The sequence below is a fragment of the Bradyrhizobium sp. CCBAU 11386 genome (genome assembly GCF_028128955.1).
GTDB lineage: Bacteria > Pseudomonadota > Alphaproteobacteria > Rhizobiales > Xanthobacteraceae > Bradyrhizobium.
Window position 1 is genome coordinate 1 of sequence record NZ_LBKA01000223.1, and the last position, 26,982, is coordinate 26,982.

The following is a 26,982-nucleotide window of genomic DNA, read 5'->3' on the forward strand; positions in this document are numbered from 1 at the left end:
TTCAGAACCCCGGCAGAGGCCTTCTCCTCTCAACTGTTGCACTTCGAGTGTGAATCCACCTCCTGGCTTTCGCCAGGACGACACCGAGCGTGTGGCAATAGCGCCGCTAAAACGGCGCCGACACCGAGGTCAGAACGATCCCAGCGCCACCGGGCGGAATGCCTGCAGCAGCTGCTGGTCGAGCTTGCCGCCCATGCCTTCCATCATCGTGAAGGCGCGGGAGTGGGTGAAGGGCATGCGGTAGGCGCGCTTCTCCACCAGCGCGGCGTAGATGTCGACGATCGTCGTCAGCCGTACGATGTCGCTGATCTGATTCGACGACAGGGCGTTGGGATAACCGCTGCCGTCGAGGAATTCGTGGTGATGCAGCACGACGTCGAGCATCTCCGGCGGGAAACCGCCCTGGGCCGCGAGCGCGTCGTAGCCGCGGCGCGGATGCTGGCGCACCTCGTCCATCTCCTCGTCGGTGAGCTTGCCGGGCTTGTCGAGCAGCACGGAGGGAACGAAGGCCTTGCCGACGTCGTGCAGCAGTGCGGCGCGGGTGAGGCGGCGCTGGTCGTCCTCGCGCATGCCGAGATGCTGCGCAAAGGCGACCGCAAAGCCGGTGACGAACAGGCAGTGGCGATAGCTGCCGACATGGTGGCAGCCGACCGTGGTGAGCCACTCGCGCAGCGAGGAGTGCTTCATCGCCTTCAGGATCTTGCTCTCGGCGGCGATGACGTCGTCGAAGGTCAGGGGCACGCCGAGCGGCAGCTTCTCGAACATCTTGGCGAGCACCGCGTGCGCCGCCTCGACGCCGCGGTTGAGCGTCTTGCCGCGATCGGTCGCGTCATAGCTGGCGGTGTCGGGAAACGCGGCGCGGATGCGCTGCAGAATCGCATCGGGCTGAAGCGGCCGCGAGATCGTGTCGGTGGCGCCCAGCGCCCAGGCCTGCATGGTGCCGTGGTGCAGAGCATCGGCGAGCACGAACAGCCGCGGCATCGAACGATAGGCATCGCCGCGCAGCTTGTTGCGCACCCGCTGCACGCTCTCGGGCGAGCGCAGATTAATATCGACCACGAGGCCGGAGAGATCGCGCGAGGGCTTCTCGGGGATGTCCTGGGTCGTCACCGTCGAGACATCGCCGACCGCCTTCAAGATGCTGGCAAGCTCGGTGCTTTCGTCGCTCCGGTCGGAGGCGAGAAGAAGCCGGCGTTTGGCGGCGGGTTTGACTGAGGCGTTCATGGCTTCCCCAAGAGCACGGGAGTGTTTCCGGCGAAAGCCTAAGCCGGATCAGGTTCTCCGGCCCTTAAGAGGCGTGCTCAATGGAACCTTCCGCAATTGGCTGCAATTTTACGGATTTCGGTTCCCGTGACGGCTCCAATCAAAACGGCGAAAACAACCCCATGCACAGTAGAACGGCCGTTGAAGATAAAGGGGAATTTGGGGCGATGAAGTTTCCGTCGTGGCCGGGCATAGCCATCCAAGGGACGGCGTCGCTTCCGCTCGCCTACGTCCCGTCCACCCACGGCCTTGGCCAGTGGCACGAAGAACGTGGATGCCCGGGACAAGCCCGGGCATGACGACCTCTCGAAACCGAAAGCAAAAAATCCGCCGGAGGTTGCCCTCCGGCGGATTTTCTCTGGCAGCCTTCGACCGGCTTACGCCTTCATCGCGCCCTTCACGGCTTCGGCCGTGATCGGCAACGCCCGCACGCGGGCGCCGCTGGCGTTGAAGATGGCGTTGCCGATGGCGGGAGCGACCACCGTCACGGCGGGCTCGCCGACGCCGGTGGCTTTCTCGCCGTTGGCGATCACGGCGACCGCGACCTCGGGCATCTGGCTCATGCGCAAGGGCGTGTAGCTGTCGAAATTGGTCTGCTCGATGCCACCGTCCTTGAGCGTTGCCTTCTCGTACATCGCCAGCGACAAGCCCCACAGCGCCGCGCCCTCGACCTGGGCACGGATGTTATCGGGATGCACCTGTGTGCCGACGTCGGTTGCCACCGTGAGCTTCTTCACGGTCACTGCACCCGATGATGCGACGGCGACGTGAGCCACGCACGCCGTCCAGCTTGCGGTCGCGCGTTCCTGCGACGAGACGCAGGCGACGCCCATGCCCTCGCCTTTCGGAAGTTGCCTGGTGCCGTAGCCGGACAGCCCCATCGCGGCGAGCAGCGTGTTGCGCAGCCGCTGCGCGCCGCCGTCGTTCTTGCCGGCGCCGTCGAGCAGCGAAATGCGGAGCTGCGCGGGATCCTTGCCGGTCGCAGCCGCGATCTCGTCGATCATGCTTTCGACCGCCCAGAAGGTCCAGCCGGGCGCCACCGAGCGGAGCTGCCCGGACGGCGTGGCGTTGTGCGCGAGCTCGTTCTTGATCGCGCGCACGTAATGGTTGGGCACGGTGTAGAAGAAGTCGGCCCCGTTCACCGTGAAGGAGTCGAGCGGGCCCTTCTTGTCGACCGAGGGCGTGAGGAAATCGGGGATTCCCCAGCGTGCGGTCGGCCAGGCCGAGACCACGTCGTGGCTGAGCGCGACGAGCTTGCCGTCGCCGTCGACGCCGGCCTTGACCTTTTGGTAGGTGAGCGGACGCGAGAAATCCATCGTCATGTCGTTCTCGCGCGAATAGATCACCTTCACTGGCTTGCCGACCGCCTTCGCCGCCTGCACGGCCGGAACCATCATGTCGGCATCGAGACGCCGGCCGAAGCCGCCGCCCAGCCAATGCTGGTGCATCACCACGAACTTCGGATCGATCCCGGCCGCGCCTGCGGCGATCGCGCCGGAGCGCGTCGCGAACTGGTTGCCGGAATAGATGTGCAGGATGTCGCCCTTGAACTCCGCGGTGGCGTTCATCGGCTCCAGCGGCGCGTGGATGTTGATGCTGGTGGTGTACTCGGCCTCCACCACCTTGGCGCCGAACCGAAGGCCGCATTGGGATCGCCGTCCTTGACGAAGAACTGGCCGGAATCCTCGAGACCCTGGAGCCGCTTGGCCTCGTCGAGCAGCGACTGGCTCGACAATTTTGCGTTCGGACCGCCGTCATAGGCGATCTTCAGCGCATCCGCCGCCTTGCGCGCGTTGGCATAGGTGCTGGCCACCGCGACCACCCAGCCGGAGGTGGTTCCGGTCTTGTCGTCGAGGATGACGGCCTTCATGAAGCCGGGCACCTTCTTCGCTTCGCTGTCGTCGACCGATTTCACCGTGGCACCGAAGCGCACCGGCGGGGTCACCACCTTGCCGTAGGCCATGCCCGGCAGCATCACGTCGATGCCGTACTTGGCCGTGCCGTTGGTCTTGGAGGGGATGTCGAGCTGCGGCACCGACACGCCGATCATGGTGTATTGATCCGGCGTCTTCAGCTTGATCGCCTTGAGCTCGTCCGGCGTGAAGGTCTTGGTCGCCTTGCCGCTCTTGACGATGTCGGCAAACGACATCTGCTTCTTCGACTTCGGATGCGAGACCATGGAGTCGCGCACGACGAGCTGATCCTTGAAGTAGGGCGGCAGGCCCATGGCTGCAGCGGCAGCCTCCGTCAGCGCGATGCGACCGGCCGCGCCCGCCCGGCTCATCGCCTCGAAATTCATCATGGTCGACCAGCTGCCGCCGGTGATCTGCGCGCCCAGAACGGGATCGTTGAACTTCGGATCGTTGGAGGCGAGCTGCACGCGCATGTCGCTCCATTTCGCGCCCAGCTCCTCGCAGACGATCTGCGCCATGGTGGAGGCGATGTGCTGGCCCATGTCGGCCTTGCCGCAGGTCACGGTGACGAGACCGTCAGGCGAGATCGCATACCAGACGCTCGGCTCGAAATTGGCGGGCGCGGCGGCCGATGCCGGATCGATGCCGGGCACGCCGGCATAGCCGAGCACGAGGCCGGTCGCGGCGGTGCCGACGAGGAATGAGCGGCGGCTGAGATCGGTCGTCTCAGGGGCGACGTCGTTCACGTGCTTATTCATGTGGGCCTCCGCTCGTTGCCCGTCGCGGATGCGGTGCGCATCTCGGATGCGGCGCGCATGATCGCCTTCTGGATCCGCGAATAGGTCATGCAACGGCAGAGATTGCCGTCCATATGTGCGACGACCTCTTCCCTGGTCGGATTGGGATTCTTCGCGAGCAGCGACGCCGCCTGCATGATCTGCCCGGACTGGCAGTAGCCGCATTGCGGAACCTGCTCGGCGATCCATGCCTTCTGGAGCGGATGATCACCCTTGGCGGAGAGGCCTTCGATGGTGGTGATCTTCTTGCCGGCGACGTCGCCGACCATGGTCTGGCATGAGCGCACCGCTTCGCCGTTGACGTGCACGGTGCAGGCACCGCACAGGCCGGCACCGCAGCCGAACTTGGTGCCGGTCATCTGCAATTGCTCGCGGATCGCCCAGAGGAGCGGCGTGTCGTTCGCCGCATCCACGGACAGACTCAGCCCGTTGATGGTGAGAGTTGGCATAGGCGTCTTCCCCTGCCGGTGCATGAAGCCGCTTACGGCGGCAACTTGTGTTGGCCGGCGCCCACCGGGCTGGCGCCGGCCTTGGTGGCAAGAATGATCGCGTTCCGCCGCAGAGGCAAATGCAATCTGGAATTGATCGAAATCATCGCGGCGTCAGCTTGTTGTGCGTTGCGAGAACGGCGCTGACGCAGCCACTAAACGCAACGGAGATCGCATCAGGCATGCGTGCGATCGCGACTGCGGCGGTTTCCTCCGAGTAACCCTGCGGGTTAGACTACGATTGGGGCGCGTTGTCGCGCAGTGTTCACCTCTCCCCAGCGGGGAGAGGTGAACCCCGTGCGCCGGCGCCGAGGAAACAAACGAAAAGGTGGCGGAATGCCAAGGATCGATCGGGACGGCGTCGGAATCCATTACGAGGTCCATGGCGACGGGCCGCCGCTGCTGCTCACGCACGGCTACTCATCGACCTCGGCGATGTGGCATGAACAGATCGATGCGCTGGCAAAGGACCACAGGCTTGTCTTGTGGGACATGCGCGGCCACGGCCAATCCGACTATCCTGATGACCCCAAGGCCTACAGCGAAGCGCTCACGGTCGGCGACATGGCGGCGATCCTCGATGCCATCGGTGCCAAGCGCGCGATCATCGGCGGGCTGTCGCTCGGCGGCTACATGTCGCTGGCCTTCACGCGTGCGTATCCGCAACGCGTCCGCGCGCTGCTGATCATCGACACCGGTCCGGGCTTCAAGAAGGACGATGCGCGCGAGGCCTGGAACGCACGGGCGCTTGCCACCGCCGACAGGCTCGATCGCGAAGGTCTCGACGTGCTGAAGGCGGCGACGCGCGAGCGCGCCACCGCAAGCCATCGCAACGCCAAGGGGCTGGCGCTTGCCGCACGCGGCATGCTGACCCAGCGCGATGCGAAGGTGATCGAGCTCTTGCCCGACATCAAAGTGCCGTCGCTGATCGTGGTCGGCGCCGACGACACGCCGTTCCTCGCCGCATCCGACTACATGGCGGCCAAGATCCCCGGCGCGCAAAAGGTCGTGATCCCCGCCGCCGGACACGCCGTCAACATCGATCAGCCCAAGGCATTTGTTGACGCGGTACTGCCTTTCCTGAAGAACTTGCCGCAATAGGCCGGCCGGACGAGGACCTGAGGCGATGAAGCGAGCGATGTTGGTTGCGGGCGTCATGGCGACACTTTTCCCGGCGTCGGTGCAGGCCGAGCCGTTTGGCACCATGCCGCCGCGCCAGCCCTTCGTCGCGACCTTGTCGAACAACACGCCGCTCGCCTTCGGCATGGACGCCGAGCAGACCGCACGCGCTTTGGGGCAGCCGCTGCAATATGTGCGGGGTCGTCCCGGCAACGAGATCTACCTCGCGCTTCGCAACATCGGCGGCAGCGGGCTGATCCCCTACCGCCACCGCCTGTTCCTGCAATTCCGTCATGGACGGCTGGCGGGATGGAAGGAGGATTACGGCGAGAACTGGATGTGGGAGTGATGTGTCACGCCTCATGGCGCAGGGCGATCGTATATGGCGGCGGCGCCGTTATGCACTGACGTTGCCACACCGTCATGGCCGGGCTTGTCCCGGCCATCCACGTTCTTCTGACGCGGAAACGAAGACGTGGCATGACGAATTTGTGGAGCGAGCGGCGATAATCGGCCACATCGAACCCTCAAGGGGCCTCTATCCTTCGAGACGCGCGCAAGGGCGCGCTCCTCAGGATGAGGTGAGAGATTAGAGTTTGTAGTAACCAAGAAGAGGACAACCCGCGTGGGACAAGACATCAAGCTGACGGCCTCCGATAATTTCCAGCTCGGCGCCTATCGCGCTGATCCCGCAGGCAGCCCCAAGGGCGCGGTGGTGGTGATCCAGGAAATTTTCGGGGTCAATCATCACATCCGCTCGGTCTGCGATCGGCTCGCCGGGGAAGGCTATGTCGCCATCGCGCCGTCGATCTTCGACCGCACCTCGCCGAACTTCCAGTCGGGCTATACGCCCGATGAGATCGCCGAAGCGCGCAAGTTCGTAGCCAGTCCCGACTGGGCCGCGATGCTGCGCGACACCCAGGCCGCGATCGATGCGGTCAGAAGCGTCGGCCCGGTCGGCATCATCGGCTTTTGCCTCGGCGGCAGTGTCGCCTTCGTCGCGGCGACGCGATTGAGCGGCCTGAAGGCCGCGATCGGCTATTATGGCGGCGCGGTCGTGCGCTTTGCAGAGGAGACGCCGAAGGTGCCGACGCAACTGCATTTTGGCGAGAAGGACGCCGGCATCCCGCTGGCCGACGTCGAGACCATCAAGGCGAAACGGCCGGATGTCGAGGTCTTCATCTATCGGGGCGCCCAGCACGGCTTCCATTGCGACGAGCGCGCGAGCTACGACAAGGCGAGCGCCGACATCGCCTGGCCGCGCAGCATGGGATTTTTCGCGAAGCATTTGAAATAGCGTTTCATCCTCACCGCCGTCATTCCGGGATGCGCCGACAGGCGCAGACCCGGAATCCATACCTCCACCAACGCTGGCGCACGATGGATTCTCTGATGCGCAATTGCGCATCATAGTTCGCGACGTCGTCGCGCCCCGGAATGACGAGAGGAGAGAAGGCGCCGCTCCTCAAGCGGGAATCGGGTGGGCGCGACCTCACACCCGGCGGTAGGGTTGGCCAATCAAGCCAACACACACCGGGAGAAACGTCATGCAGCACGCCAATACGAACCTCATCATCCGCAATCCCTTCGGCACGATGGACGTCCCGGGCTCGGACGATTCAGAAGTCATGGACTATGCCGCGACCGCCACACTGGCCGGCGATGGCGCCGACGGCAATGCGGGGCATTGGGCGTCCATTCCAACATCGTTCGACCCACTCGAGGGCATCTGGGCCAGTCGCTGGAACGGCGGTGCCGATCCGACCATTGCGGGCGATGCGCCGGAGACATGGAAGCAGGGCCGCGCGGACGTTCGCGTCGTGGGCAATCGGGTCTATCTGCGCTTCGACTGGGACAATGGCCGCCGGCACGGGCTGATCGACGCTGCACGCGAGGACGCCGGCCGCCTCGTCGGCAAGTACATCAATCTGACCAATCCTGCGATCACGCGGCCGTGGATCGGGCTCGTGGTCGATGCGGCACGCATCGACGGATGTTTTCCGAACGGGCGGCTTGATTTCAGGAGATAGGTCGCGAGGTCGCCGACATCATCCCTGCTGTCATTCCGGGATGCGCCGACAGGCGCAGGCCCGGAATCCATCGAGCTCCAGAGTTGGTGGCGCGATGGATTCTCTGATGCGCAATTGCGCATCATAGCTCGCGACTTTGTCGCGCCCCGGAATGACGAGGGGGAAGAGGTTGACCGAGAGCTAGAACCAGCGTTCGCCGACGAACACGGTGTCGCCGGGGCTCAAGGGCGTGCCGAGCGGAACCACGGCGCGCATGGCGCCGCCGGCTTCGGTGTGCGTCACGGTGACCACGTCGCGCTTGGCGCGGGGCGAGAAGCCGCCGGCGATCGCGACCGCGCTTTCGACCGTCATGTTCGGCACGTAAGGATATTGGCCGGGTGCTGTGACTTCGCCGAGAATGAAGAACGGACGATAGGCCTCGATCTCGACGGCGACCGAAGGCTCGCGGATGTACCCGTTGCGCAGGCGTGCGGCGATTTCGCCGGCGAGACCCGCCGTGGTGCGGCCGCGCGCCGGCACCGCGCCGATCAGCGGCATGGTGATGGAGCCGCCGGCATCGATCGCGTAGCTGTTGGTGAGACCTTCCTGGCCATAGACCACGACGCGCAGCTTGTCGCCGGCATCGAGATGGTAGGAGGCGTCATAGCGGGCCGGCGCGGCGTAACCGACCGGCATCGGCGCAGGCGCGGAGGCAAAGGAATTGCGCAGCGCGCCGATGGCGCCGCCAGTGTCGGCGACGACAACCGGCTGCGGCGCGTTGTAGGGCTGGCCATAGGCCATGGAATCGAGATCGGCGCGCGGCTGCATCACCGCGACGGGGCCGGCGGTCTGCATGCAGCCGCCAAGGGCAAGCGCGGCGGACGCTGCCAGGGACGCTGCCAAAATCGACCATCGAAACGCGCGTGCAACCGGCACCGGACCTATCCCTCGAAACGAGACGGCTCCAGTGATGCACCGGTTATGGTTAATAAAGCGTTGAGCGGGGCTTTGGCGTCGCGACGATGCGGACCCACACTCCGTCATGCCCGGGCTTGTCCCGGGCATCCACGATCTTCTCTTGCGGCACGAAGAACGTGGATGGCCGGGACAAGCCCGGCCATGACGAGTCCGGAGCTAGCCTACGCGCTCACGCCGACGCCGATCGGGCAGGACACGCCGGTGCCGCCAAGGCCGCAATAGCCGGCGGGATTCTTTGCCAGATATTGCTGATGGTAGTCCTCGGCGAAATAGAATGCGCCGGCGGGCGCGATCTCGGTGGTGATGGCACCGAGGCCCTTGGCTGCGAGCGCCTTCTGATAGAGCGCCTTCGACTCGTCGGCCGCTTTCTTCTGCGCATCCGAGTAAGTGTAGATGGCGCTTCGGTACTGCGTGCCGACGTCGTTGCCCTGGCGCATGCCTTGCGTCGGGTTGTGGCTCTCCCAGAACGTCTTCAAGAGCTTCTCGTAGGAAATCTTCTTCGGATCGAACACCACCAGCACCACTTCGGTGTGGCCGGTGCGTCCCGAACAGGTCTCCTCGTAGGTCGGGTTCGGCGTGTGGCCGCCGGCATAGCCGACGGCGGTGGTGTAAATGCCATCGCCAAGCTCCCAGAACTTGCGCTCGGCACCCCAGAAGCAGCCGAGCCCGAACACCGCCTGCTCGAGGCCGGCGGGATAAGGCGGCTGCAACTTGCTGCCGTTGACGAAATGGGTGGTTGCGGTCGGGATGGCCTGCGCACGGCCCGGCAGCGCCTCAGTTGCGCTCGGCAATGCGGTGGTCTTGCGCATGAACAGCATGGACGGATCTCCGAAGAACGAGCTGTCCGTCGCGTGAGCCAGCTCGAAAAGCCGGGCGCTCAGGCGGCGTGCTCGCGATCAGGTGGGAATATAGGCATTTACGCGAGAAGGGGCAGCCTTGTTACGGCGCCCTGATCTGCGGCGTTCAGTCCCGCGAATAGCCGATCAGCGGCTTGCGCGGGCGGAACAGGATCATCAGCAGGATGCCGAGGATGCCGAGGACGGCGAACACCGGCTGATCCAGCACGAGGCGGATCACCGAGGTCCAGAGCCAGGGCGCCTTGGCCTCGACCCAGGTCCGGAACGCCGACTGGCTGGCCTGATTGATGTCGTTCCAGAACTGGCCGAACCGGGTGAACTTGAGGGTCTGGTCGGCCACCCAGCGGGCGCCGTCATAGACCATGAAAATGAACCCGCCGGCGAGCAGCAGCAGCCCAATCAGTCGGAAAAAGCCGCGGATCATGCCTCACCTTATATGGTCGTCCGGTCGGAGGACCCCAAGAAACGCCGCCAGCCAATAGCCGCAAGGCGGCAGAAATTCAACCTCTTCAGGGCGTTACGGCACCCATCCAGACCGCCCGGGGCCGGTTTTCCAAGCCTTGAAAGCGTTGACGGTGCCAAAGACCCTCTCTATAAGGGCGCCAACTGGCGGCGGGCGCAATCCTGCCGCCGCTGTTCTTTGAGCAGTTGCAGGCTCTTTGAGGCCTCGTGTTCCGGGAACAGCCTTGAACCGAACACCCTAAATCCGAGCGTCGATTCCGCGGTCAAGCAAGCCGGCGCTACCCGACCAAGACGCGACCGGTACCCGCAAAGGACATTGAGACCATGGCCAATACCACCTCCGCCAAGAAAGCGACGCGCAAGATCGCCCGCCGCACCGCCGTCAACAAGTCGCGCCGCACCCAGATGCGCGGCGCCGTGCGCAACGTCGAGGAAGCCATTAAGACCGGCGACCGCGCCGCCGCCGTGAAGGCGCTGGCGAATGCCGAGCCCGCCTTGATGCGCGCCGCCCAGCGCAACATCATTCACAAGAACAATGCCAGCCGCAAAGTCTCGCGGCTCACCGCGCAGATCGCCAAGCTCGCCAAGTAGGTTCGCCAAGCAAGTTCGCGAGCCAGGTTCGCCAAGCGATCTGGTTGCAATCATCCGATCGGTTGATCCGCTGGACATCGCGTTCGTCAATCAGCCCGGCCTCGCGCCGGGCTTTTTGTTGCCTGTCATATTCACGCAAGCAGTCACGCGCCGGCCAATCTTCGATTGGAAGATTTGCATCTCCGCACTATGATGCGTTCCGTGATTTTACCTGCAGTCTTGTTTGCGGGTGATATTGCAACAGCAGAGACTTTCAGTGCAGTGCGAAAAACCCTTGCGAGGCAGGGCTAACTCGCATCTGCACGCGCGCCAAGTTCTGCACACCGTAGTTTCACCGGAACGCATCTCGCGATGGAGTTACCCTGTGAAACGAGACTCAAAAAACGATGACTCGCTAATCACTTATCGACATAGCGATCACAAGCATTTGGAAAATTCGTCCACACGTCGCGCGCGTGACGATTTTGTAAAAAATTTTTGGCGGTGACGGGCAATTGTCACATGACGCGCCGCATTTTCGATTCTGTGCACGAATCCAAAAACTTGCTCACGAGCCTGTGCACAAGTCGCGCGCGGCGTTAACGCTGGTCAAGATTTTTGATGCCTCAAGTGTGAATCAATTTCGTTGCGAGTCTTTCCGCTTAGTGTATTCCTTAAGTCGTTCGCGGCGCCCACGATCTTGAGACCAGCGCGGTTTTGGAAACGGGGCGAGCGTGCAAATCGGCGGCGGTGTGCACGTTGGCGACGCTTCAACAAGCGATTGTCGGTTCAAAACCCATAGCAACATGGGAATGGTAGCTCTTTGTCTGAATGTCTCCAAGCGAGATCCAAGCGCAAACGAGAGACATCTTGAGGCTACCTCGACAGGCGTGATTGGCGAAGCCGGGCGAACGAACAGTGCAGACGGGCAGGACATCGGCGACTTTGGCCGCGGGTGTCTTCAGGACACGCAGGACCTTGCCGTGAGCAATCACGGCAGGACGGGGAGGTATCATGTCTTACGGACAGAACGCGGTATTGAAACAAGTTTCCCATTCCAACGATGCCGTTCTAAATCCGTCGGACACCCAGCCTCCCGCGTGTGACGGAGCGCCGAGTACGCGCTGACCTCGCGACCCCTCCATCTCTGACATCGCTGATCGGACGCGGCGTTCTCGCCGAACGGTCGAGCCGTGCCTGACGATGGACTCGCTTTGAGGTCGCGCCATGCCAGGACCCCTATGGCAGGAACCCTGCATGGCGCTCGCAACGCAACTATATCTCTCAAGAGAAGTTTTTGACGATGAACACATCGGAACAGGATCGCTGGTCACGCGTGAAGAGTCGGCTGCGCTCGAACGTGGGCGAAGACGTCTATACGAGCTGGTTTGCGCGCATGGATCTCGAAGGCGTGCAGGATGAGAGCGTGCGGCTCTCGGTTCCCACACGCTTCCTGAAGAGCTGGATCCAGGCCCATTATGCCGAGCGCGTGCTGTCGTGCTGGCAGGCCGAGATGCCGGAAGTGCATCGCATCGATCTCACCGTTCGCTCCGCGGTGCGCCCGGTCGCGCCGCCGAAGGAAGCCCCAGTGCCGGTCGAAACACGCCGTGCGCCCGCGCCGGAGCTGCGTTCGACCGCGACCGCGCCGGTCTCGGCCAATCATGACGCGCTCGGCGGCTCGCCGCTCGATCCGCGCCTGACCTTTGCGAGCTTCGTCGTCGGCCGCTCCAACACGCTGGCCCATGCGGCCGCGCGCCAGGTCGCCGAGGGGCGCCGCGGCGATCCTGTGATGTTCAACCCGCTCTACATCCATGCCGGCGTCGGTCTCGGCAAGACGCATCTGCTCCAGGCGGTGACCTGGGCCGGCAATTCCGGCAACGAGCGCAAGGTGCTGTATCTCACGGCCGAAAAATTCATGTACGGCTTCGTCGCCGCGCTGAAGACGCAGACGGCGCTCGCCTTCAAGGAAGCGCTGCGCGGCATCGACGTGCTGGTGATCGACGATCTCCAGTTCCTGCAGGGCAAGTCGACGCAGGCGGAGTTCTGTCACACGCTGAACGCGCTGATCGACGCCGGCCGCCAGGTCGTGATCGCGGCCGACCGTCCGCCGTCCGATCTCGAAAGCCTGGACGACCGCGTGCGCTCGCGGCTGGCCGGCGGCCTGGTGGTCGAGATGGGCTCGCTCGGCGAGGAGCTGCGCCACGGCATCCTCAAGTCGCGCGTCGCCGCCGCCCGCGCCCATCATGCGACGTTCGACGTGCCGGAGGAGGTGCTGCATTATCTCGCCCGCACCATCACCCATAACGGCCGCGACCTCGAAGGCGCGATCAACCGGCTGTTGGCGCATTCCAAGCTCAACAACCAGCCGGTGACGCTGGAGATGGCCGAGCGCGAGGTGCGCGACCTGGTCCGGCCGCAGGAGCCGAAGCGGATCAAGATCGAGGACATCCAGCGCGTGGTGGCGCGGCAGTATAATGTCAGCCGCTCCGACCTCTTGTCCTCGCGCCGCACCGCCAACGTGGTCCGCCCGCGCCAGGTGGCGATGTACCTCGCCAAGACGCTGACCCTGCGCTCGCTGCCCGAAATCGGCCGCCGTTTCGGCGGACGCGACCACACCACGGTGCTGCACGCCGTGCGCAAGATCGAGGCGCTGGTCTCCAAGGACACCGCGCTGTCGGAGGAAGTCGAGTCGCTGAAGCGCCAGCTTCAGGAATAAACGCCTAGGGCTGCCTCCCGCCATTCTCCCGCCGCCCCGGCCATGCCAGGGCGGCGGCTTCGTTTTGGGCTGTAAATCGTGGGGAACTGCCCCCCGATCCCTTGAATCCGGGGGCCATCCGCGCCACCTTGCGCGACCCTGACGGCTTTGGTCATATCGGCTGGAGACCCCGGCCTGTCGGGGTCTTCGGTGCCGCGGCGCGCTTTTCGGCCGCCCGGCCTTTCAACGTGTGTTTCCTTGGGGATCGGGCGAGTAGTGCAATGAAGGTTACGGTCGAACGCGCGCAACTCCTGAAATCGCTGGGCCATGTCCACCGCGTCGTCGAGCGCCGCAACACGATTCCGATCCTCGGCAACGTGCTGGTCCGGGCCGAGAACGCGAAATTGTCGCTGAAGGCGACCGACCTCGACCTCGAGGTGACGGAAACGCTGCCCGCGGAAACCGCGACCGCCGGCTCCACCACCGTGCCGGCGCACATGTTCTACGACATCGTGCGCAAGCTGCCGGACGGCTCCCAGATCGTGCTCGAGGCCGACGGCGACCGCGCCGTGCTGGCGATCCGCGCCGGCCGCTCGCGCTTCACGCTCCAGACGCTGCCGGAGAATGATTTCCCGGATCTGGCCGCCGGCGACATGTCGCATTCCTTCTCGCTCGCCGCCAAGGACGTCAAGCGGCTGATCGACCGCACCCAGTTCGCGATCTCGACCGAGGAGACGCGCTATTATCTCAACGGCATCTATCTGCATGCCGCCGGCACCGCCAAGGCCGCGACCCTGCGCGGCGTCGCCACCGACGGCCACCGCCTCGCCCAGCTCGACCTGGTCCAGCCCAAGGGCGCCGACGGCATGCCCGGCGTCATCGTGCCGCGCAAGACGGTCGGTGAAGTGCAGCGCCTGATCGAGGACACCGACGCCGAGATGACGATCGAGCTGTCGCAGGCCAAGATCCGCTTCACGATCGGTAACGTCGTGCTGACCTCGAAGCTGATCGACGGCACCTTCCCCGACTACGGCCGCGTCATCCCGCAAGGGAACGACAAGGAGCTCGTCGTCGACAAGAAGGATTTCGAGAACGCGGTCGACCGCGTGTCCACGATCTCGAGCGAGCGCGGCCGCGCGGTGAAGCTGTCGCTGTCGCCGGGCAAGCTGGTGCTGTCGGTGACCAACCCGGATTCCGGCAGCGCGACCGAAGAGCTCGAGGTCGAATACGCCTCGGACGCCCTCGATATCGGCTTCAACTCCCGCTACCTGCTCGACATCGCCGCCCAGATCGAAGGCGAGGTCGCGACCCTCAGGCTCGCCGACCCCGGCTCGCCCACCCTGGTCCAGGATCGCGACGACAAGAGCGCGCTGTACGTGCTGATGCCGATGCGGGTGTGAGGGTGGTGGCTCCGCGTCGATGCCGGGCAATCTCTCGTAGTCCAGGCGCGATGCGCGTTGCTGCGCCCTCTCCCCTTGTGGGAGAGGCTCCTCCGCCATCGGCCACGGCCGCAGTCGGGTGAGGGGTTAGTGCCGCAAGAGCCGTCCCATCGGCCGGTCCCCAAGCATCTCCGCGAGTTTGCGAAGAATATGCGGCGCGAGCCGACTGATGCGGAAGCGGCAATGTGGCGGCTGCTCAGGGAGCGTCGACTATCTACCTACAAATTTCGCCGGCAAGTCCCCTTCAAGAACTACATTCTGGACTTCGTCTGTTTCGAGAAGCGCCTTGTGATCGAGATCGACGGCAGTCAGCACGCGGAATCGCAGCGTGACGCAGCTCGTGACGCCGCACTTTCCACGGAAGGTTTCTCGATAGCGCGTTACTGGAACAATGACGTGCTACTGCAGCCCGCTTCTGTATTGGAGGATATCCTTGCAAAGCTTGCCGGGCGGTAAGATACCCCTCACCCGTCGCCTCACTGCGTGAGGCGCCACCCTCTCCCACAAGGGGAGAGGGGAGAATCGCGTCCATGACGAATAACTGATGACCCCTTCCCGCATTCATCGCCTGACGCTGACGCATTTTCGCAATTATCGGGCGGCGGGGCTCGAGACGGCGGCTGACATGGTGGCGCTGGTCGGGCCGAACGGAGCGGGCAAGACCAATTGCATCGAGGCGATCTCGTTCCTGTCGCCGGGGCGCGGCCTGCGGCGCGCGACGCTGGAGGACGTTGCCGACAATCAGGGCGACGGCTCCTGGGCGGTGTCGGCGCAGGTCGAGGGCGCCTTGGGCCTCGCCACGCTCGGCACCGGCATCGACGCACCGCGGGCAGATAGCCCGGTGAGCCGGCGCTGCCGCATCGACCGCGAGCCGGTGAATTCGGCGAACGCCTTCGGCGACCACATCCGCATGGTGTGGCTGACGCCGGCGATGGACGGGCTGTTCATGGGCGCGGCCTCCGAGCGACGGCGCTTCTTCGACCGCCTGGTGCTGGCGATCGACAGCGAGCATTCCAGCCGCATCTCCGCGCTCGAGCGCTCTCTCCGCTCGCGCAACCGCCTGCTCGAGACGCGCAATTACGACGACCATTGGTGCGACGCGATCGAGCGCGAGACCGCCGAGCTTGCGGTCGCGGTCGCCGCGACCCGCGGCCAGACCGCAGCAAGGCTGACCGGCATGCTGAACGCGCGTGCGCAGGCTTCCGCCTTTCCGTCGGCGCAGATCGCGCTCGACGGCTGGATGGAGAACGCGCTGCTCCAGGAGACCGCGACGTCGGTCGAGGACCGCTACCGCCAGATCCTGCGCGACAACCGTCCGCGCGACGCCATCGCCGGCCGCACCACCGACGGCCCGCATTTGACCGATCTCCAGGTCATCTACGCGCCGAAAGGCATGCCGGCGCGCGATGCCTCGACCGGCGAGCAGAAGGCGCTCTTGATCGGCCTCGTGCTGGCGCACGCGAGCCTGGTCGCCGAGATGACCGGCATCGTGCCGCTGCTGCTGCTCGACGAGGTCGTCGCCCATCTCGATCCGAACCGCCGCGCCGCGCTGTTCGACGAGTTGAAGAAGCTCGGCGCGCAGGTCTGGCTGACCGGCGCGGACCCGGCCGCCTTCGCCGAGATCGGCAGCGGCGGCGAGGTCTTTGACGTCGAGAGCGGACGCGTCTCCGCCCGGCGGTGAGCCCCTCGCTATTGAACCGGCCCGGTTCTCGCCGCGACTAGCTGTCTGCAATCGCGCGATGACGTGACGCGCGACATCCCTGGAGAGTGAGATGCGGACGGTAGGACCCGGGGCGCTGGTCCCGGCACAATGGCGGGCGTTTGCGTGCGGCCTCGTGTTGCTCGCAAGCTGCATGCTCGCGGCAGGCGCCGGCGCCTGGGTGCCGCATCTGACGGCGCTGTTTTCGGCCGCGCTCACGCCGGATCCCGACACCAAGCTGCCTGCGCCGACCCGTTACAGCTACAGAGGAATCCACACCACCGTCGTCCAGGGCGTTGAAACGCCGCTTCGCACCAAGTTAGAGGCCACCGTGCCGGCCGAGCTCCGCGACGTCCTCGCCTTCTACCGCACCGAGCTCGGAAAGCTCGGCTGGCAGGAGCAGCACGATGGGGTGGTCTCCGTCGATCACGTCCAGCTCGCCTTCGTCTCCCCGCTCGGGCCCGGCATGCTGACGCTCGACCGCAAGGACTCTGGCACCACGGTCAACCTCGTGCAGAAGAACGCATCCGTCGCGACCAAGGCGAACGTCATGCCCGAGCCCGGCCAGGCCATGCTGGTGTTCTCCAATATCAGCGAGACCGAAGCCACGCTCACGATCAACGACCAGACCATCAAGCGCGCCGCCGGCGCCTATGCCGTGTCGCTGGACCTGCAGCCCGGCAAATATTCCTACGAGGTGAGCGTGCCGGGCCACCCAGCCACCACGAATATCCTCAACTTCGCTGCCGGCGACACCTGGGAGCTCACGGTCGGGCGCGACGGAGAGGCTTGGTCGCCACTCCTTCTGTATTGAGCCCTGTTGAACCTGCGCGGTTCCTGCCGCGACTAGTCGTCTGAGGCCGCGCCGACGATGTCGCAGCCTGCCATTGCGCTGGGGATGAAGACCCGCGCGAAATCCAGGAGTTTTCGAGGATGTCGATGATCCCGCGCGGGATGCAAGTCCCGGCCCGCTGGCGGCTGCTTGCGTGCGGTCTTCTCTTGATGGCGAGCGCTGCACTTCCCGCAAGCGCCGACGAGGCCATTGTCGACGTTCACGCGCTGCCGCGCCTGGAGGGCGGTGTCGAGGACACCTCGCGCTCCGATCGCTACAGTCTGCAATATCGCATGCCAACCGTGGAGGCCGTGACGTCGGCGGCGGTCCGCAAGCTCCTGAGCGCCGATGGCTGGGTGTCCTACGTGCTTCCGCTGGAGGAAACCAGCACGGCACTGAGCTTCAAGAAGGGGCGGCAGGGGCTCCACGTCTCCTTTACGCAAGCGCTCGGCCGGCCCGACCAGTCCATGGTCTACTACTCGGGCGATCGCATCCAATCCAACGTGCCGTTTCCGCAAGGCGCGACCGATATCGTCTTCGACGGCACCCGCCCCTATCTGGGCTGCATTGCACCTGAGACGCTCGAGGCGACGCAGGATTTCTACGCGAGGGAAATGAGCGCGATCGGCTGGCAGAAGCTGACGGCGGAGACGGCTGCGCGCTGGCCCAACGCGGATATCAGCGAGACGATTCCGAACGGCGCGCGCGCCTTCTTCGGCCATGACGATGACGACAGCACAGGCTTCTATCGGCAGAAACCGGTGATGCTGACGCTGACGCGCCGGGAGGACGGCCGGACCAATGTCCAGATCAGGATCGCACCGTTCGTACTGCCGACCGACCTTCGGGCAGAGGAGATGTCCGGCCTGCCGACACCCCATCCGCTCAAGTCCGCCCGGGGCAGCGGCGACGCCAGGTCGGATCGGCACAGCGTCAAGGTCGCGGCCCTTGCCGACATGCCGGCCGTGCTCGCCTTCTATCGTCGGGAGCTTGCCGCGCGCGGCTGGACCGAAGAGGGAAATGCTCCTCTTGCTGCGGGCGATGAAGTCGCGCTCAAATTCTCCTCCGTGGAAGAGACCGGCGTGCTGCGGCTCGGCCGCAAATATGATTTCACGATGGTTGATCTGGCGGCACAGGTGAAGGAGACCGTGCTCGCCGCGCGCGCCAAGGCCAAGAAGGAAGCCGACGATAGATTCTTCAAGGACGCGGAAGCCGCGGCCAAGCAGGTCATTGCCGCCGACGAAGCGCGGCGCAGGGCGCAGGCGGCAACGCTGTCCGATGCGCCGCTGAACGCGGTCGCGAACAGCAACACGCCGGTGCCGCTGCCCGAAACCGCCGAGGGCGTGAAGTTCGACGGCAATGAAGGCCGGCTCGAATTCTCCTCTGGTTCGTCCGTGAAAGCGCTCACGGCCTTCTACCGTGCCGCGCCTGGAAGGAACAGCCTTCGGTCATCAACCAGCCGAACATGGCGGTCGCGGAATTTTCCAAAGGCGGCAAATCAATCTCCGTCACCGTGATGCAGATGGGGCCGAAGGTGAGTGTCAGCGCCAATGGCTCGGGGCTGGTGATGGCCGCAGCCAAGCCGGCAATGGCCAAGGCAGGGGCGACCAAGTCCGCCGAGCCCCTGACGGCCGATCCCGACGCTGCGCTGCCGGTGCCGAAGCAAAGCACTGCGACCATGGCCGGCGCGGCAAAACTGCCGGGCAACGACGTGGCGTTCCGGCGCGAGCTTGAAGCCGTCGTTCCCGCCGAGCTGCCTGACGTCCTCGCCTTCTACCGCGCCGAAACGACCCGGCTCGGCTGGAAGGAGAAGGGTGACGGCGCCACCATCGCGGCGGAGCGGGCGGAACTGGCATACACCTCTCCCGAAGGTCCGGTGCTGCTGAAGCTCGGCCGGAAGGACGGCAGCACCACGATCAACCTGGTTCAGCGCAATCCGGATGCTGCGGCCAAGGCGGACATCATGCCGAAACCGGGACAGGCAAGGCTGATGATCGGCAATATGGGCGACAAGGAAGCATCGCTCACGATCAACAAGCAGACCATCAAGATCGCGGCCGGCGCCGGCGGGCCGCAATCGCCGAAAGGTCCGATGCTCGATCTGGCGCCCGGTAAGTACCAATACGCGCTGCGCCTCCCGGGCCGTCCTGCCCGCGCCGAGACCCTTACGGTCGCCGCCGGGGATGCCTGGGGCCTGATGGTGGGCCCAAGCGGCGACGTGTTGCCGCTGCAGATGTATTGATCCCGCCGCCTGCGCCTGTCACGGCCGGGTTGAACCTGGCTGGTTCGCGGGGCGACTAGTCGTCCAGAGGCGGCGGCGACAGTGTCGCAGCCGCTGCATCGCGCGAAGATCACAACGCGCGACATTCTCGGAGATGGAGCATGACAACGGTCAAGCGCGGGACGAGAGTTCCGCCACGATGGCGGCTGCTGGTGTGCGCCCTCACTCTCCTCGCAGGCTGTTCGAAGGAGCCGCTGACGGCAGATCCCGACGTCGACATGCCGGCACCGAAGCAAAGCAGCTTCAGCCAATTCCGCACCACGCACGCGCATGACGCCAAGGCCCCGCTCCGGCTCGAGATCGAAGCGCGCGTGCCCGCGGAGCTCAGCGAGGTGCTCGCCTTCTACCGCAGAGAGCTCGGACAGCGCGGCTGGCAGGAGAAGCCGGATGACGCAATGATCGCCGCCGATCGCGTGCAACTGGCCTTTGTTTCCCCGAAGGGCCCAGCCGTGCTGAAGCTTGGCCGCGCCAAGGGCGAGACCACGGTCAGTCTGGCGCAACGGAATCCGGAGGCCGCAGCCAAGGCCGATGTCCTGCCGACGCCCGGACAAGCGCGGCTGATATTCGGCTATCTAAGGCCAGACGTGGCTTCGCTTGTGATCAACGATCAAACCATCAAGATCGCTGGCGGCGAAAATCATCCACAAGTGCTGGATCTGCCGCCGGGCACGTATTCCTACGAGCTACGCGTGTCGGGCCTTCTGGTGCGCACCGATACCGTCACCCTGGCCTCAGGCGAGGCCTGGGGCCTCAGCGACGATAAGAAGCCGGATCAGATATACTGAACCCGTGGCGAGTTCCGGGGCGCCGCGGCATCTCGGAACGCGCTTCTCCGCCCCGCAAGATCCACGCCTTCGGGGGGTGAAAAGGAGGGTCCGAATCGCGCTTTTTGCGGTGCCCAGAATCGGCCTTCGGGAGCCTTGAAAACCGGCCAAAAATCCCTATTTAGTCAAAGGGTTGCCGGAGGATACTTTGCGCTAGGCGCAAGCGGTCTTTCATGGCACAAATAGCCTCACATCAGCGCCTTTTTGCGCGGCTGATTCGGGCGACATCTCGAAGGCCTCTCATGACAGAACCTGCTCGGCAGACGCCTGCCGAAAACGAGCCCTCAAATCCGAGCGATTACGGGGCGGAATCGATCCGCGTGCTCAAGGGTCTCGATGCCGTCCGCAAGCGCCCGGGCATGTATATCGGCGACACCGACGACGGCTCGGGCCTGCACCACATGGTGTACGAGGTCGTCGACAACGCGATCGACGAAGCGCTGGCGGGCCACGCCACGCGCGTCGATGTCGTGCTCAATGCCGACAATTCCGTCACCGTGCGCGACGACGGCCGCGGCATTCCCGTCGACATCCACAAGGGTGAAGGCATCTCGGCGGCCGAGGTCATCATGACCCAGCTCCATGCCGGCGGAAAGTTCGACCAGAACTCCTACAAGGTCTCCGGCGGCCTGCACGGCGTCGGCGTCTCCGTCGTGAACGCGCTGTCGAGCAAGCTCGGCTTGCGCATCTGGCGCGACAACAAGGAGCACTACGTCGAGTTCGCCCATGGCGATGCCGTCGCACCGCTGGTGGTGGTCGGCGACGCGCCGGGCAAGCGCGGCACCGAGGTGACGTTCCTGGCCTCGCCCGACACCTTCAAGAACATCGAATATGATTTCGCCACACTCGAGCACCGCCTGCGCGAGCTCGCCTTCCTCAACTCCGGCGTCAACATCGCGCTCTCCGACATGCGCCACGCGGTCGAGAAGCGCGAGGAGATGCACTATTCCGGCGGCGTCGAGGAATTCGTCAAATATCTCGACCGCAACAAGAAGGCGATCGTGCCGGCGCCGATCATGGTGCGCGCGGAAGCCAACGGCATCGGCGTCGAGGCAGCCTTGTGGTGGAACGACAGCTACCACGAGAACGTGCTGTGCTTCACCAACAACATCCCGCAGCGCGACGGCGGCACCCATCTCGCCGGTTTCCGCGGCGCGCTGACGCGCCAGGTCAACGGCTATGCCGAGGCCAATGCGAAGAAGGAAAAGATCGCGCTGACCGGCGACGATTGCCGCGAAGGCCTCACCGCCGTTCTGTCGGTCAAGGTGCCCGATCCGAAGTTTTCGTCGCAGACCAAGGACAAGCTGGTGTCCTCGGAAGTGCGTCCGGTGGTCGAGAACGTGCTCAACGAGGCGCTCCAGGCCTGGTTCGAGGAGCACCCTAGCGAAGCCAAGATGATCGTCGGCAAGGTGATCCAGGCCGCAGCCGCCCGCGAAGCCGCGCGAAAGGCGCGCGAGCTGACGCGCAAGAGCCCGCTCTCGGTCTCCTCGCTGCCCGGCAAGCTCGCCGACTGCCAGGAAAAGGATCCGGCCAAGTCCGAACTCTTCATCGTCGAGGGTGACTCGGCAGGCGGCAGCGCCAAGCAGGGCCGCAACCGCGAATTCCAGGCGGTGCTGCCGCTGCGCGGCAAGATCCTCAACGTGGAACGCGTGCGTCCCGACAAGATGCTGGGAAGCGAGCAGATCGGCACGCTGATCACCGCGCTCGGCACCGGCATCAGCGACGAGTTCTCGATCGAGAAGCTGCGCTATCACAAGATCATCGTGATGACGGACGCCGACGTCGACGGCGCCCACATCCGCACGCTGCTGCTGACCTTCTTCTACCGCCAGATGCGCGACATCATCGACGGCGGCTTTCTCTACATCGCCCAGCCGCCGCTCTATAAGGTCTCCAGAGGCAAGTCCGAGCAGTATCTGAAGGACGAGCGGGCGCTGGAGGATTATTTGATCGAGACCGGCCTCGATGATTGCATATTCACGCCCGGCACCGGCGGCGACCGCAGCGGCCGTGACCTGCGCGGACTGGTCGACGACGCCCGAGTCGTTCGCAGCATCCTGCGCAATCTGCACACCCGCTACAACCGCAAGGTCGTCGAGCAGGCCGCCATCACTGGCGTGCTGAACAAGGACATCTACGGCGATCCCGACAAGGCCGCCGCGGCCGCCCAATACATCGCCGGACGGCTGGACAAGCAGGCCGAGGATGTCGAACGCGGATGGGTCGGCCACTACGTGGAAGGCCAGGGCTTCCAGTTCGAGCGCACTGTGCGCGGGGTCAAGGACGTCGCGATCATTGACTCCGCGTTCCTGGGCTCGGCCGAGGCCCGCAAGCTCGACGAATTTACGCCCAAGCTGCAGGATGTTTATGCCCGCCCCGGCAACCTGCGGCGCAAGGACGTCGAGCACACGGTCCACGGTCCGGTCGATCTGTTCGAAGCGGTCACCGACGCCGGCCGCAAGGGCGTCACCCTGCAGCGCTACAAAGGACTGGGTGAGATGAACCCGGAGCAGCTCTGGGAAACAACGCTGGACACCAATGCGCGCTCGCTGCTCCAGGTGAAGGTCAAGGAGGTCGACGAGGCCGACGACATCTTCACCAAGCTGATGGGCGATGTGGTCGAGCCGCGCCGCGACTTCATCCAGGAACATTCGCTCAGCGCGACGATCGATATCTAGGGCTCGCTGCTTTCACAGCGTCGTGGCCGGGCTTGTCCGGCCATCCACGCCTTGCTCCGCGGAACAAAGAACGTGGATGCCCGGGACAAGCCCGGGCATGACGGCTAAACCAATCCCAGCATCCCTGAACCTCACCACCCGCCATCGCGACGAAGTGGCATGAACCCGCAAGGCCAGTTCCGGCCGGGAAATGCCACGCGATGACCAGTTCAACCACGCCCAGTTCCGCCGTACCGTCCCGTCGGCTTGGCATCATCGGCAGCATTGTCGGTATGCTGGCGCTGATGGCGGCTGTGCTGCCGCACTGGGTCGTGCCGATGGTGTTTCCACCGCCGCCGGCTGACCAGATCATCGTCGACACCGGACATCGCATCAAGGAACGCGTGATCGCGCGCGTGAAGGGCGTGGAGTATCAGGCGCCGAAGGTCGAAAAATCGGCGGGGCGAAGCTGGAGCGAAACAGCATCCGCCACAGCGATTTCGCTCGGCTTGCTCGCCATCCTGCTGTCGGTTCTTTCGCTGATCTTCCGGGAGGAACGGCTCCTCGCTGGCGTCGCCGCCGTCCTCGGCACCGGCGCCATCGCGATCGAAATCTCCTTTGTCATGATCGGCGCGCTGATCCTGATCGCGATCCTGTATGTCGTGGGGAATATCATCGGGCTGTTTTGAGGGGCTGGCAGCCTCTTCGGAGGTGACGGCCCGGACTCTGAACACCGGCCAGCGCAATTGCTCCCGCGCTCAATTCTCTGTAGTTTCCGCCCGAAACAGGCCCGCCCCACCCAACAGGACAGCGAGAACCACCGTGGCGCCCATCCAGTACATCGTCGAGGGCGGTCACCGGCTCTCGGGCTCGATCGAGCCGTCCGGCAACAAGAATTCGGCACTGCCGATCATCGCCGCCGCGCTGCTCACTGAGCATCCGGTGACGCTGGAGAACGTGCCGCGGATCCGAGACACCGAGACGCTGGTCGAGCTGATCCGCTCGGTCGGCGCGGCGGCGGAATGGACCGCCCGCAACACGCTTCATATCCATGCCAAGAGCATCCGCGCCGCCGATCTCGACCCCGAGCTCTGCGTCCGCATCCGCGCCTCGATCCTGCTCGCAGGCCCCCTGCTCGCCCGCTGCGGCGAGGTGATGCTGCCGCCGCCCGGCGGCGACGTCATCGGCCGCCGCCGGCTCGACACCCATGTGCTGGCGCTGGAACAGTTGGGGGCCAAAGTCACCGCGACCGACCGGCTCGAATTCCGCGCGCCAAAGCTCGCCGGCGCGGACGTGTTCCTGGACGAGCCGAGCGTCACCGCGACCGAGAACGCGCTGGTCGCGGCGGTCGCCGCCGACGGCGTCACTTATTTGCGCAACGCAGCCTCCGAGCCGCATGTGCAGGACCTCGCCAACTTCCTGGTCGCGCTCGGCGCCAGGATCGAGGGCATCGGCACCAACACCATGATCGTGCATGGGCCGGCGACGCTGGGGGAAGCGACCTACCGGATCCAGCCCGACCATATCGAGGTCGGCTCGCTGATCGGGCTTGCCGCCGTGACGCGCTCGCCGCTTCGCATCGTGCGCGCCGGTGTCGAGCATCTGCGCTCGATCCGCATGGGTTTCGAGCGGCTCGGCATCGTCTGCCGCGTCGAGGGCGACGACCTCATCGTGCCCTCGAACCAGACGCTGAAGATCCAGGACGATTTCGGCGGCCACGTGCCGAAGCTGGAGGACCAGCCCTGGCCGGCCTTCCCCGCCGATCTGATGTCGATCGCGATCGTCACCGCCACGCAATGCGAGGGCGTGATCCTGATGTTCGAGAAGATGTTCGAATCGCGGATGTTCTTCGTCGACAAGCTGATCGCGATGGGCGCGCGTATCGTGCTCTGCGATCCTCATCGCGCCATCATCGCCGGTCCCAGCCGCCTGCGCGGCGCGCCGATGACCTCGCCCGACATCCGCGCCGGCATGGCGATGCTGCTGGCCGCCGTCTGCGCCGAGGGCACCTCGACCATCAACAACGCCGACCAGATCGAGCGCGGCTACGAGCGCATCGAGGAACGGCTGAACGCGCTGGGCGCGAAGATCAAGCGCGTGCCCGAGCGCAAGGGCTGAGTGCCTCTTCGCCTCTCCCCGCAAGCGGGGAGAGGGAGAAGAAACATGAGCCATGTTTTCGACGTGCGGCTGTGTTATTGACCGGCCATGCTCGACACCGTGCAGCCTCGTCCGCGGCCGCAAGCCGGCGTGCCGCCAAGCCTTCTCGCCGAAGAGTTCGTCGAGACGCTGCGGCTGGCCGTGCCGATGATGCTGACGCAGCTCGGGCAGATCGCGATGATGACGACCGATCTCGCGCTGATCGGCCGGCTCGGCGAGGATGCGGTCGCGGCGGCCGCGCTGGCGCATACGGTCTATTTCGTCAGCTTCACCTTCGGGCTCGGATTGATGGCTGCGGTGTCGCCGCTGGCGGCGCAGGCGTTCGGCGCCGGCGACGTCAGGCGTATCCGCCGCTCGCTACGCGTCGGCTTGTGGGTCGCGCTGCTGATCTCGCTGCCGATGATGGCCTCGCCGCTCTATGGCGAACACATCCTGATCGCTCTCGGACAGGCGCCGCAGTCGGCGGCGCTCGCCCAGCGCTATCTGAATGGCCTCGCCTGGGGCATCGCGCCGGCGCTGGGCTTCATCGCGCTGCGCAGCATGATGAGCGCGGTGAACCGGCCGCAGCCGCCGCTGTGGATCACGGTCGCGGCGATCCCCGTCAATGCCGCGCTGGTCTATGTCCTGATCCATGGCCTGTTCGGCCTGCCGGAGCTCGGCCTGTTCGGCGCCGGGCTTGCGACCACGCTCGTCAACCTCGGCACCTTCCTCGCCGTGCTCGCCATCGCCGCATGGCGAAAACCATTCGCGGACTACCGCCCGCTCGCCCATCTCTGGCGGATCGACTGGCCCCTGATGCGCCAGCTCATCGCGGTCGGCGCACCGATCTCGTTTTCCCTGCTGCTGGAATATGGCCTGTTCTCGTCCGCCGCGCTGCTGATGGGATTGATCTCGACCTCGGCGCTTGCCGCCCACCAGATCGCGCTTCAGGTCACGGCCGTGCTGTTCATGGTCCCGCTCGGCATCGGCATGGCGGCGACGGTCCGCGTCGGCCATGCCTTCGGCCGCGACGACCCGGCCGCGGTGAGGCGTGCAGGCCTCGTCGCGGCGGTGCTTGGCGTAGCGCTGGTCTCGGCCCTGACCGTTGCCATCATCCTCGGCCGCTACGCGCTCGGGCGGCTGTTCTTCGGCAGCAGCGAGGCCAGCGCGGCAACGGTCGAGCTGACGGCGACACTGCTGCTGGTCGGCGCGACCTTCTTCATCGCCGACGGCCTCCAGACCATCATGGGCGGCGCGCTGCGCGGCATCAATGACACCAGGATGACACTGGTGTTCGCGGCGATCGGCTATTGGTGCATCGCCTTTCCCGTCGCCTGGGTCCTGGCTTTCCACGCCGGGCTGGGCGCGGTCGGCGTCTGGATCGGGTTCTCGACCGGCACGTTCGTCTATGCCGGCCTCCTGGTCTTGCGCTTCCGGATGCTGGCGCGCAGACTGACGGGATGATAGGCACAGTCCGCGAAGTCCCCCCCAATGTCGACGCCGGCACGCTGCTGGCGGGCGCGCAGTTCATCGATGCGTTTCGCGTGGAGATCGGCGCGACGGCGGTGAATGCCCGCGAGGCCTGCGTGCGGATGGTTCTGCACGGACCGCGCTGGGTCGATGCGCTCGTGCGCCTGCGCAACATGCTGGTGAGACCGTTCGGGCTGAAGACATCGGGCGAAGGCGCCCCGGCCCCCGGCGGCCTGATCGGCCTGTTTCCGGTGCTGAGCGAAACGCCCGAGCGGCTGGTCGCCGGGTTCGACGATTCTCATCTCGACTTCCGCATCGTGGTCGATGTCGCCGGCACGGCGGCGGAGCGCCAGGTCACCTCGACCACGCTGGTGCGGACGCACAACCTCCTCGGCCGGACCTACCTCACGCTGATCATGCCGTTCCACAAGGTCGTGGTCCGCGGCATGATGGGGCGAATCGCGGAGCCGGCGAGATGACGCTGTCCGTCGAT

At 65.2% G+C, this 26,982-nt stretch carries 21 protein-coding genes and 2 pseudogenes; 17 read left to right on the plus strand and 6 right to left on the minus strand.

Features of this window, described 5'->3' with window-relative positions; all coding sequences use genetic code 11:
- Nucleotides 1–129: 129 nt before the first annotated feature.
- The 3 genes and pseudogenes from XI09_RS19735 to XI09_RS19745 form a co-directional block, all read right to left on the minus strand.
- The gene (locus XI09_RS19735) at nt 130–1,224 is read right to left on the minus strand and encodes an HD-GYP domain-containing protein (protein WP_271568314.1); all 1,095 of its coding nucleotides are present in this window, start codon (nt 1,222–1,224) and stop codon (nt 130–132) included.
- A gap of 416 nt (nt 1,225–1,640) precedes the next feature.
- A pseudogene (locus tag XI09_RS19740) lies at nt 1,641–3,934 on the minus strand (molybdopterin cofactor-binding domain-containing protein).
- The gene (locus XI09_RS19745; protein ID WP_271568315.1) at nt 3,931–4,422 is read right to left on the minus strand and encodes a (2Fe-2S)-binding protein; all 492 of its coding nucleotides are present in this window, start codon (nt 4,420–4,422) and stop codon (nt 3,931–3,933) included. The pseudogene XI09_RS19740 and the gene XI09_RS19745 overlap by 4 nt, the downstream one beginning before the upstream one ends.
- A gap of 375 nt (nt 4,423–4,797) precedes the next feature.
- Between XI09_RS19745 and XI09_RS19750 the strand changes: the two genes are divergently transcribed.
- The 4 genes from XI09_RS19750 to XI09_RS19765 all read left to right on the plus strand — a co-directional run bounded on the left by XI09_RS19750 (nt 4,798) and on the right by XI09_RS19765 (nt 7,610).
- Nucleotides 4,798–5,562 carry an alpha/beta fold hydrolase gene (locus XI09_RS19750; RefSeq protein WP_271568316.1) on the plus strand — a complete coding sequence of 255 codons (765 nt, stop codon included), beginning with the start codon at nt 4,798–4,800 and terminating at the stop codon, nt 5,560–5,562.
- Nucleotides 5,563–5,587: 25 nt separating this feature from the next.
- Nucleotides 5,588–5,929: a hypothetical protein gene (locus XI09_RS19755; protein WP_271568317.1), complete on the plus strand. Its 342-nt coding sequence runs from the start codon at nt 5,588–5,590 to the stop codon at nt 5,927–5,929.
- Nucleotides 5,930–6,205: 276 nt separating this feature from the next.
- The gene (locus tag XI09_RS19760) at nt 6,206–6,877 is read left to right on the plus strand and encodes a dienelactone hydrolase family protein (protein ID WP_271568318.1); all 672 of its coding nucleotides are present in this window, start codon (nt 6,206–6,208) and stop codon (nt 6,875–6,877) included.
- A gap of 250 nt (nt 6,878–7,127) precedes the next feature.
- Nucleotides 7,128–7,610 carry a hypothetical protein gene (locus tag XI09_RS19765; protein WP_271568319.1) on the plus strand — a complete coding sequence of 161 codons (483 nt, stop codon included), beginning with the start codon at nt 7,128–7,130 and terminating at the stop codon, nt 7,608–7,610.
- A 180-nt stretch (nt 7,611–7,790) separates the two neighbouring features.
- Here the strand turns inward: XI09_RS19765 and XI09_RS19770 are convergent, their stop codons facing one another.
- From XI09_RS19770 to XI09_RS19780, 3 genes are all read right to left on the minus strand, one after another.
- Nucleotides 7,791–8,525 carry a polysaccharide biosynthesis/export family protein gene (locus tag XI09_RS19770; RefSeq protein WP_271568320.1) on the minus strand — a complete coding sequence of 245 codons (735 nt, stop codon included), beginning with the start codon at nt 8,523–8,525 and terminating at the stop codon, nt 7,791–7,793.
- Nucleotides 8,526–8,728: 203 nt separating this feature from the next.
- Entirely contained in the window at nt 8,729–9,385 is a 657-nt protein-coding gene (gene msrA / locus XI09_RS19775; RefSeq protein ID WP_271568321.1) for a peptide-methionine (S)-S-oxide reductase MsrA, read from the minus strand.
- A gap of 145 nt (nt 9,386–9,530) precedes the next feature.
- Nucleotides 9,531–9,848: a hypothetical protein gene (locus XI09_RS19780; RefSeq protein WP_011083655.1), complete on the minus strand. Its 318-nt coding sequence runs from the start codon at nt 9,846–9,848 to the stop codon at nt 9,531–9,533.
- Nucleotides 9,849–10,210: 362 nt separating this feature from the next.
- Here XI09_RS19780 and rpsT point away from each other — a divergent pair, with 362 nt between their 5' ends.
- The 13 genes and pseudogenes from rpsT (at nt 10,211) to XI09_RS19845 (ending at nt 26,968) form a co-directional block, all read left to right on the plus strand.
- Nucleotides 10,211–10,477, plus strand: a complete 267-nt coding sequence (rpsT, locus tag XI09_RS19785; RefSeq protein ID WP_011083654.1) for a 30S ribosomal protein S20 — start codon at nt 10,211–10,213, stop codon at nt 10,475–10,477.
- Nucleotides 10,478–11,759: 1,282 nt separating this feature from the next.
- Nucleotides 11,760–13,172, plus strand: a complete 1,413-nt coding sequence (dnaA, locus tag XI09_RS19790; RefSeq protein ID WP_271568322.1) for a chromosomal replication initiator protein DnaA — start codon at nt 11,760–11,762, stop codon at nt 13,170–13,172.
- Nucleotides 13,173–13,432: 260 nt separating this feature from the next.
- Nucleotides 13,433–14,551: a DNA polymerase III subunit beta gene (dnaN, locus tag XI09_RS19795; protein WP_271568323.1), complete on the plus strand. Its 1,119-nt coding sequence runs from the start codon at nt 13,433–13,435 to the stop codon at nt 14,549–14,551.
- A 129-nt stretch (nt 14,552–14,680) separates the two neighbouring features.
- On the plus strand, nt 14,681–15,046 hold the full coding sequence (locus tag XI09_RS19800; protein WP_271568324.1) for an endonuclease domain-containing protein: 366 nt from the start codon (nt 14,681–14,683) through the stop codon (nt 15,044–15,046).
- A gap of 88 nt (nt 15,047–15,134) precedes the next feature.
- Entirely contained in the window at nt 15,135–16,271 is a 1,137-nt protein-coding gene (gene recF / locus XI09_RS19805) for a DNA replication/repair protein RecF (protein ID WP_271568325.1), read from the plus strand.
- 91 nt (nt 16,272–16,362) lie between these two features.
- On the plus strand, nt 16,363–17,103 hold the full coding sequence (locus XI09_RS19810; protein ID WP_271568326.1) for a hypothetical protein: 741 nt from the start codon (nt 16,363–16,365) through the stop codon (nt 17,101–17,103).
- A 119-nt stretch (nt 17,104–17,222) separates the two neighbouring features.
- Nucleotides 17,223–19,363: pseudogene (locus tag XI09_RS19815) on the plus strand (hypothetical protein).
- A 140-nt stretch (nt 19,364–19,503) separates the two neighbouring features.
- The gene (locus tag XI09_RS19820) at nt 19,504–20,187 is read left to right on the plus strand and encodes a hypothetical protein (RefSeq protein ID WP_271568327.1); all 684 of its coding nucleotides are present in this window, start codon (nt 19,504–19,506) and stop codon (nt 20,185–20,187) included.
- A 281-nt stretch (nt 20,188–20,468) separates the two neighbouring features.
- Nucleotides 20,469–22,904, plus strand: a complete 2,436-nt coding sequence (gyrB, locus tag XI09_RS19825) for a DNA topoisomerase (ATP-hydrolyzing) subunit B (protein ID WP_271568328.1) — start codon at nt 20,469–20,471, stop codon at nt 22,902–22,904.
- A 200-nt stretch (nt 22,905–23,104) separates the two neighbouring features.
- Nucleotides 23,105–23,572, plus strand: coding sequence for a hypothetical protein (locus XI09_RS19830; protein WP_271568329.1), 468 nt, complete (start codon nt 23,105–23,107; stop codon nt 23,570–23,572).
- A gap of 133 nt (nt 23,573–23,705) precedes the next feature.
- Nucleotides 23,706–25,001: a UDP-N-acetylglucosamine 1-carboxyvinyltransferase gene (murA, locus tag XI09_RS19835; RefSeq protein WP_271568330.1), complete on the plus strand. Its 1,296-nt coding sequence runs from the start codon at nt 23,706–23,708 to the stop codon at nt 24,999–25,001.
- A gap of 87 nt (nt 25,002–25,088) precedes the next feature.
- The gene (locus XI09_RS19840) at nt 25,089–26,483 is read left to right on the plus strand and encodes an MATE family efflux transporter (RefSeq protein WP_271568331.1); all 1,395 of its coding nucleotides are present in this window, start codon (nt 25,089–25,091) and stop codon (nt 26,481–26,483) included.
- Nucleotides 26,480–26,968, plus strand: a complete 489-nt coding sequence (locus XI09_RS19845; RefSeq protein WP_271568332.1) for a DUF2867 domain-containing protein — start codon at nt 26,480–26,482, stop codon at nt 26,966–26,968. The genes XI09_RS19840 and XI09_RS19845 overlap by 4 nt, the downstream gene beginning before the upstream one ends.
- Nucleotides 26,969–26,982: the final 14 nt, after the last annotated feature.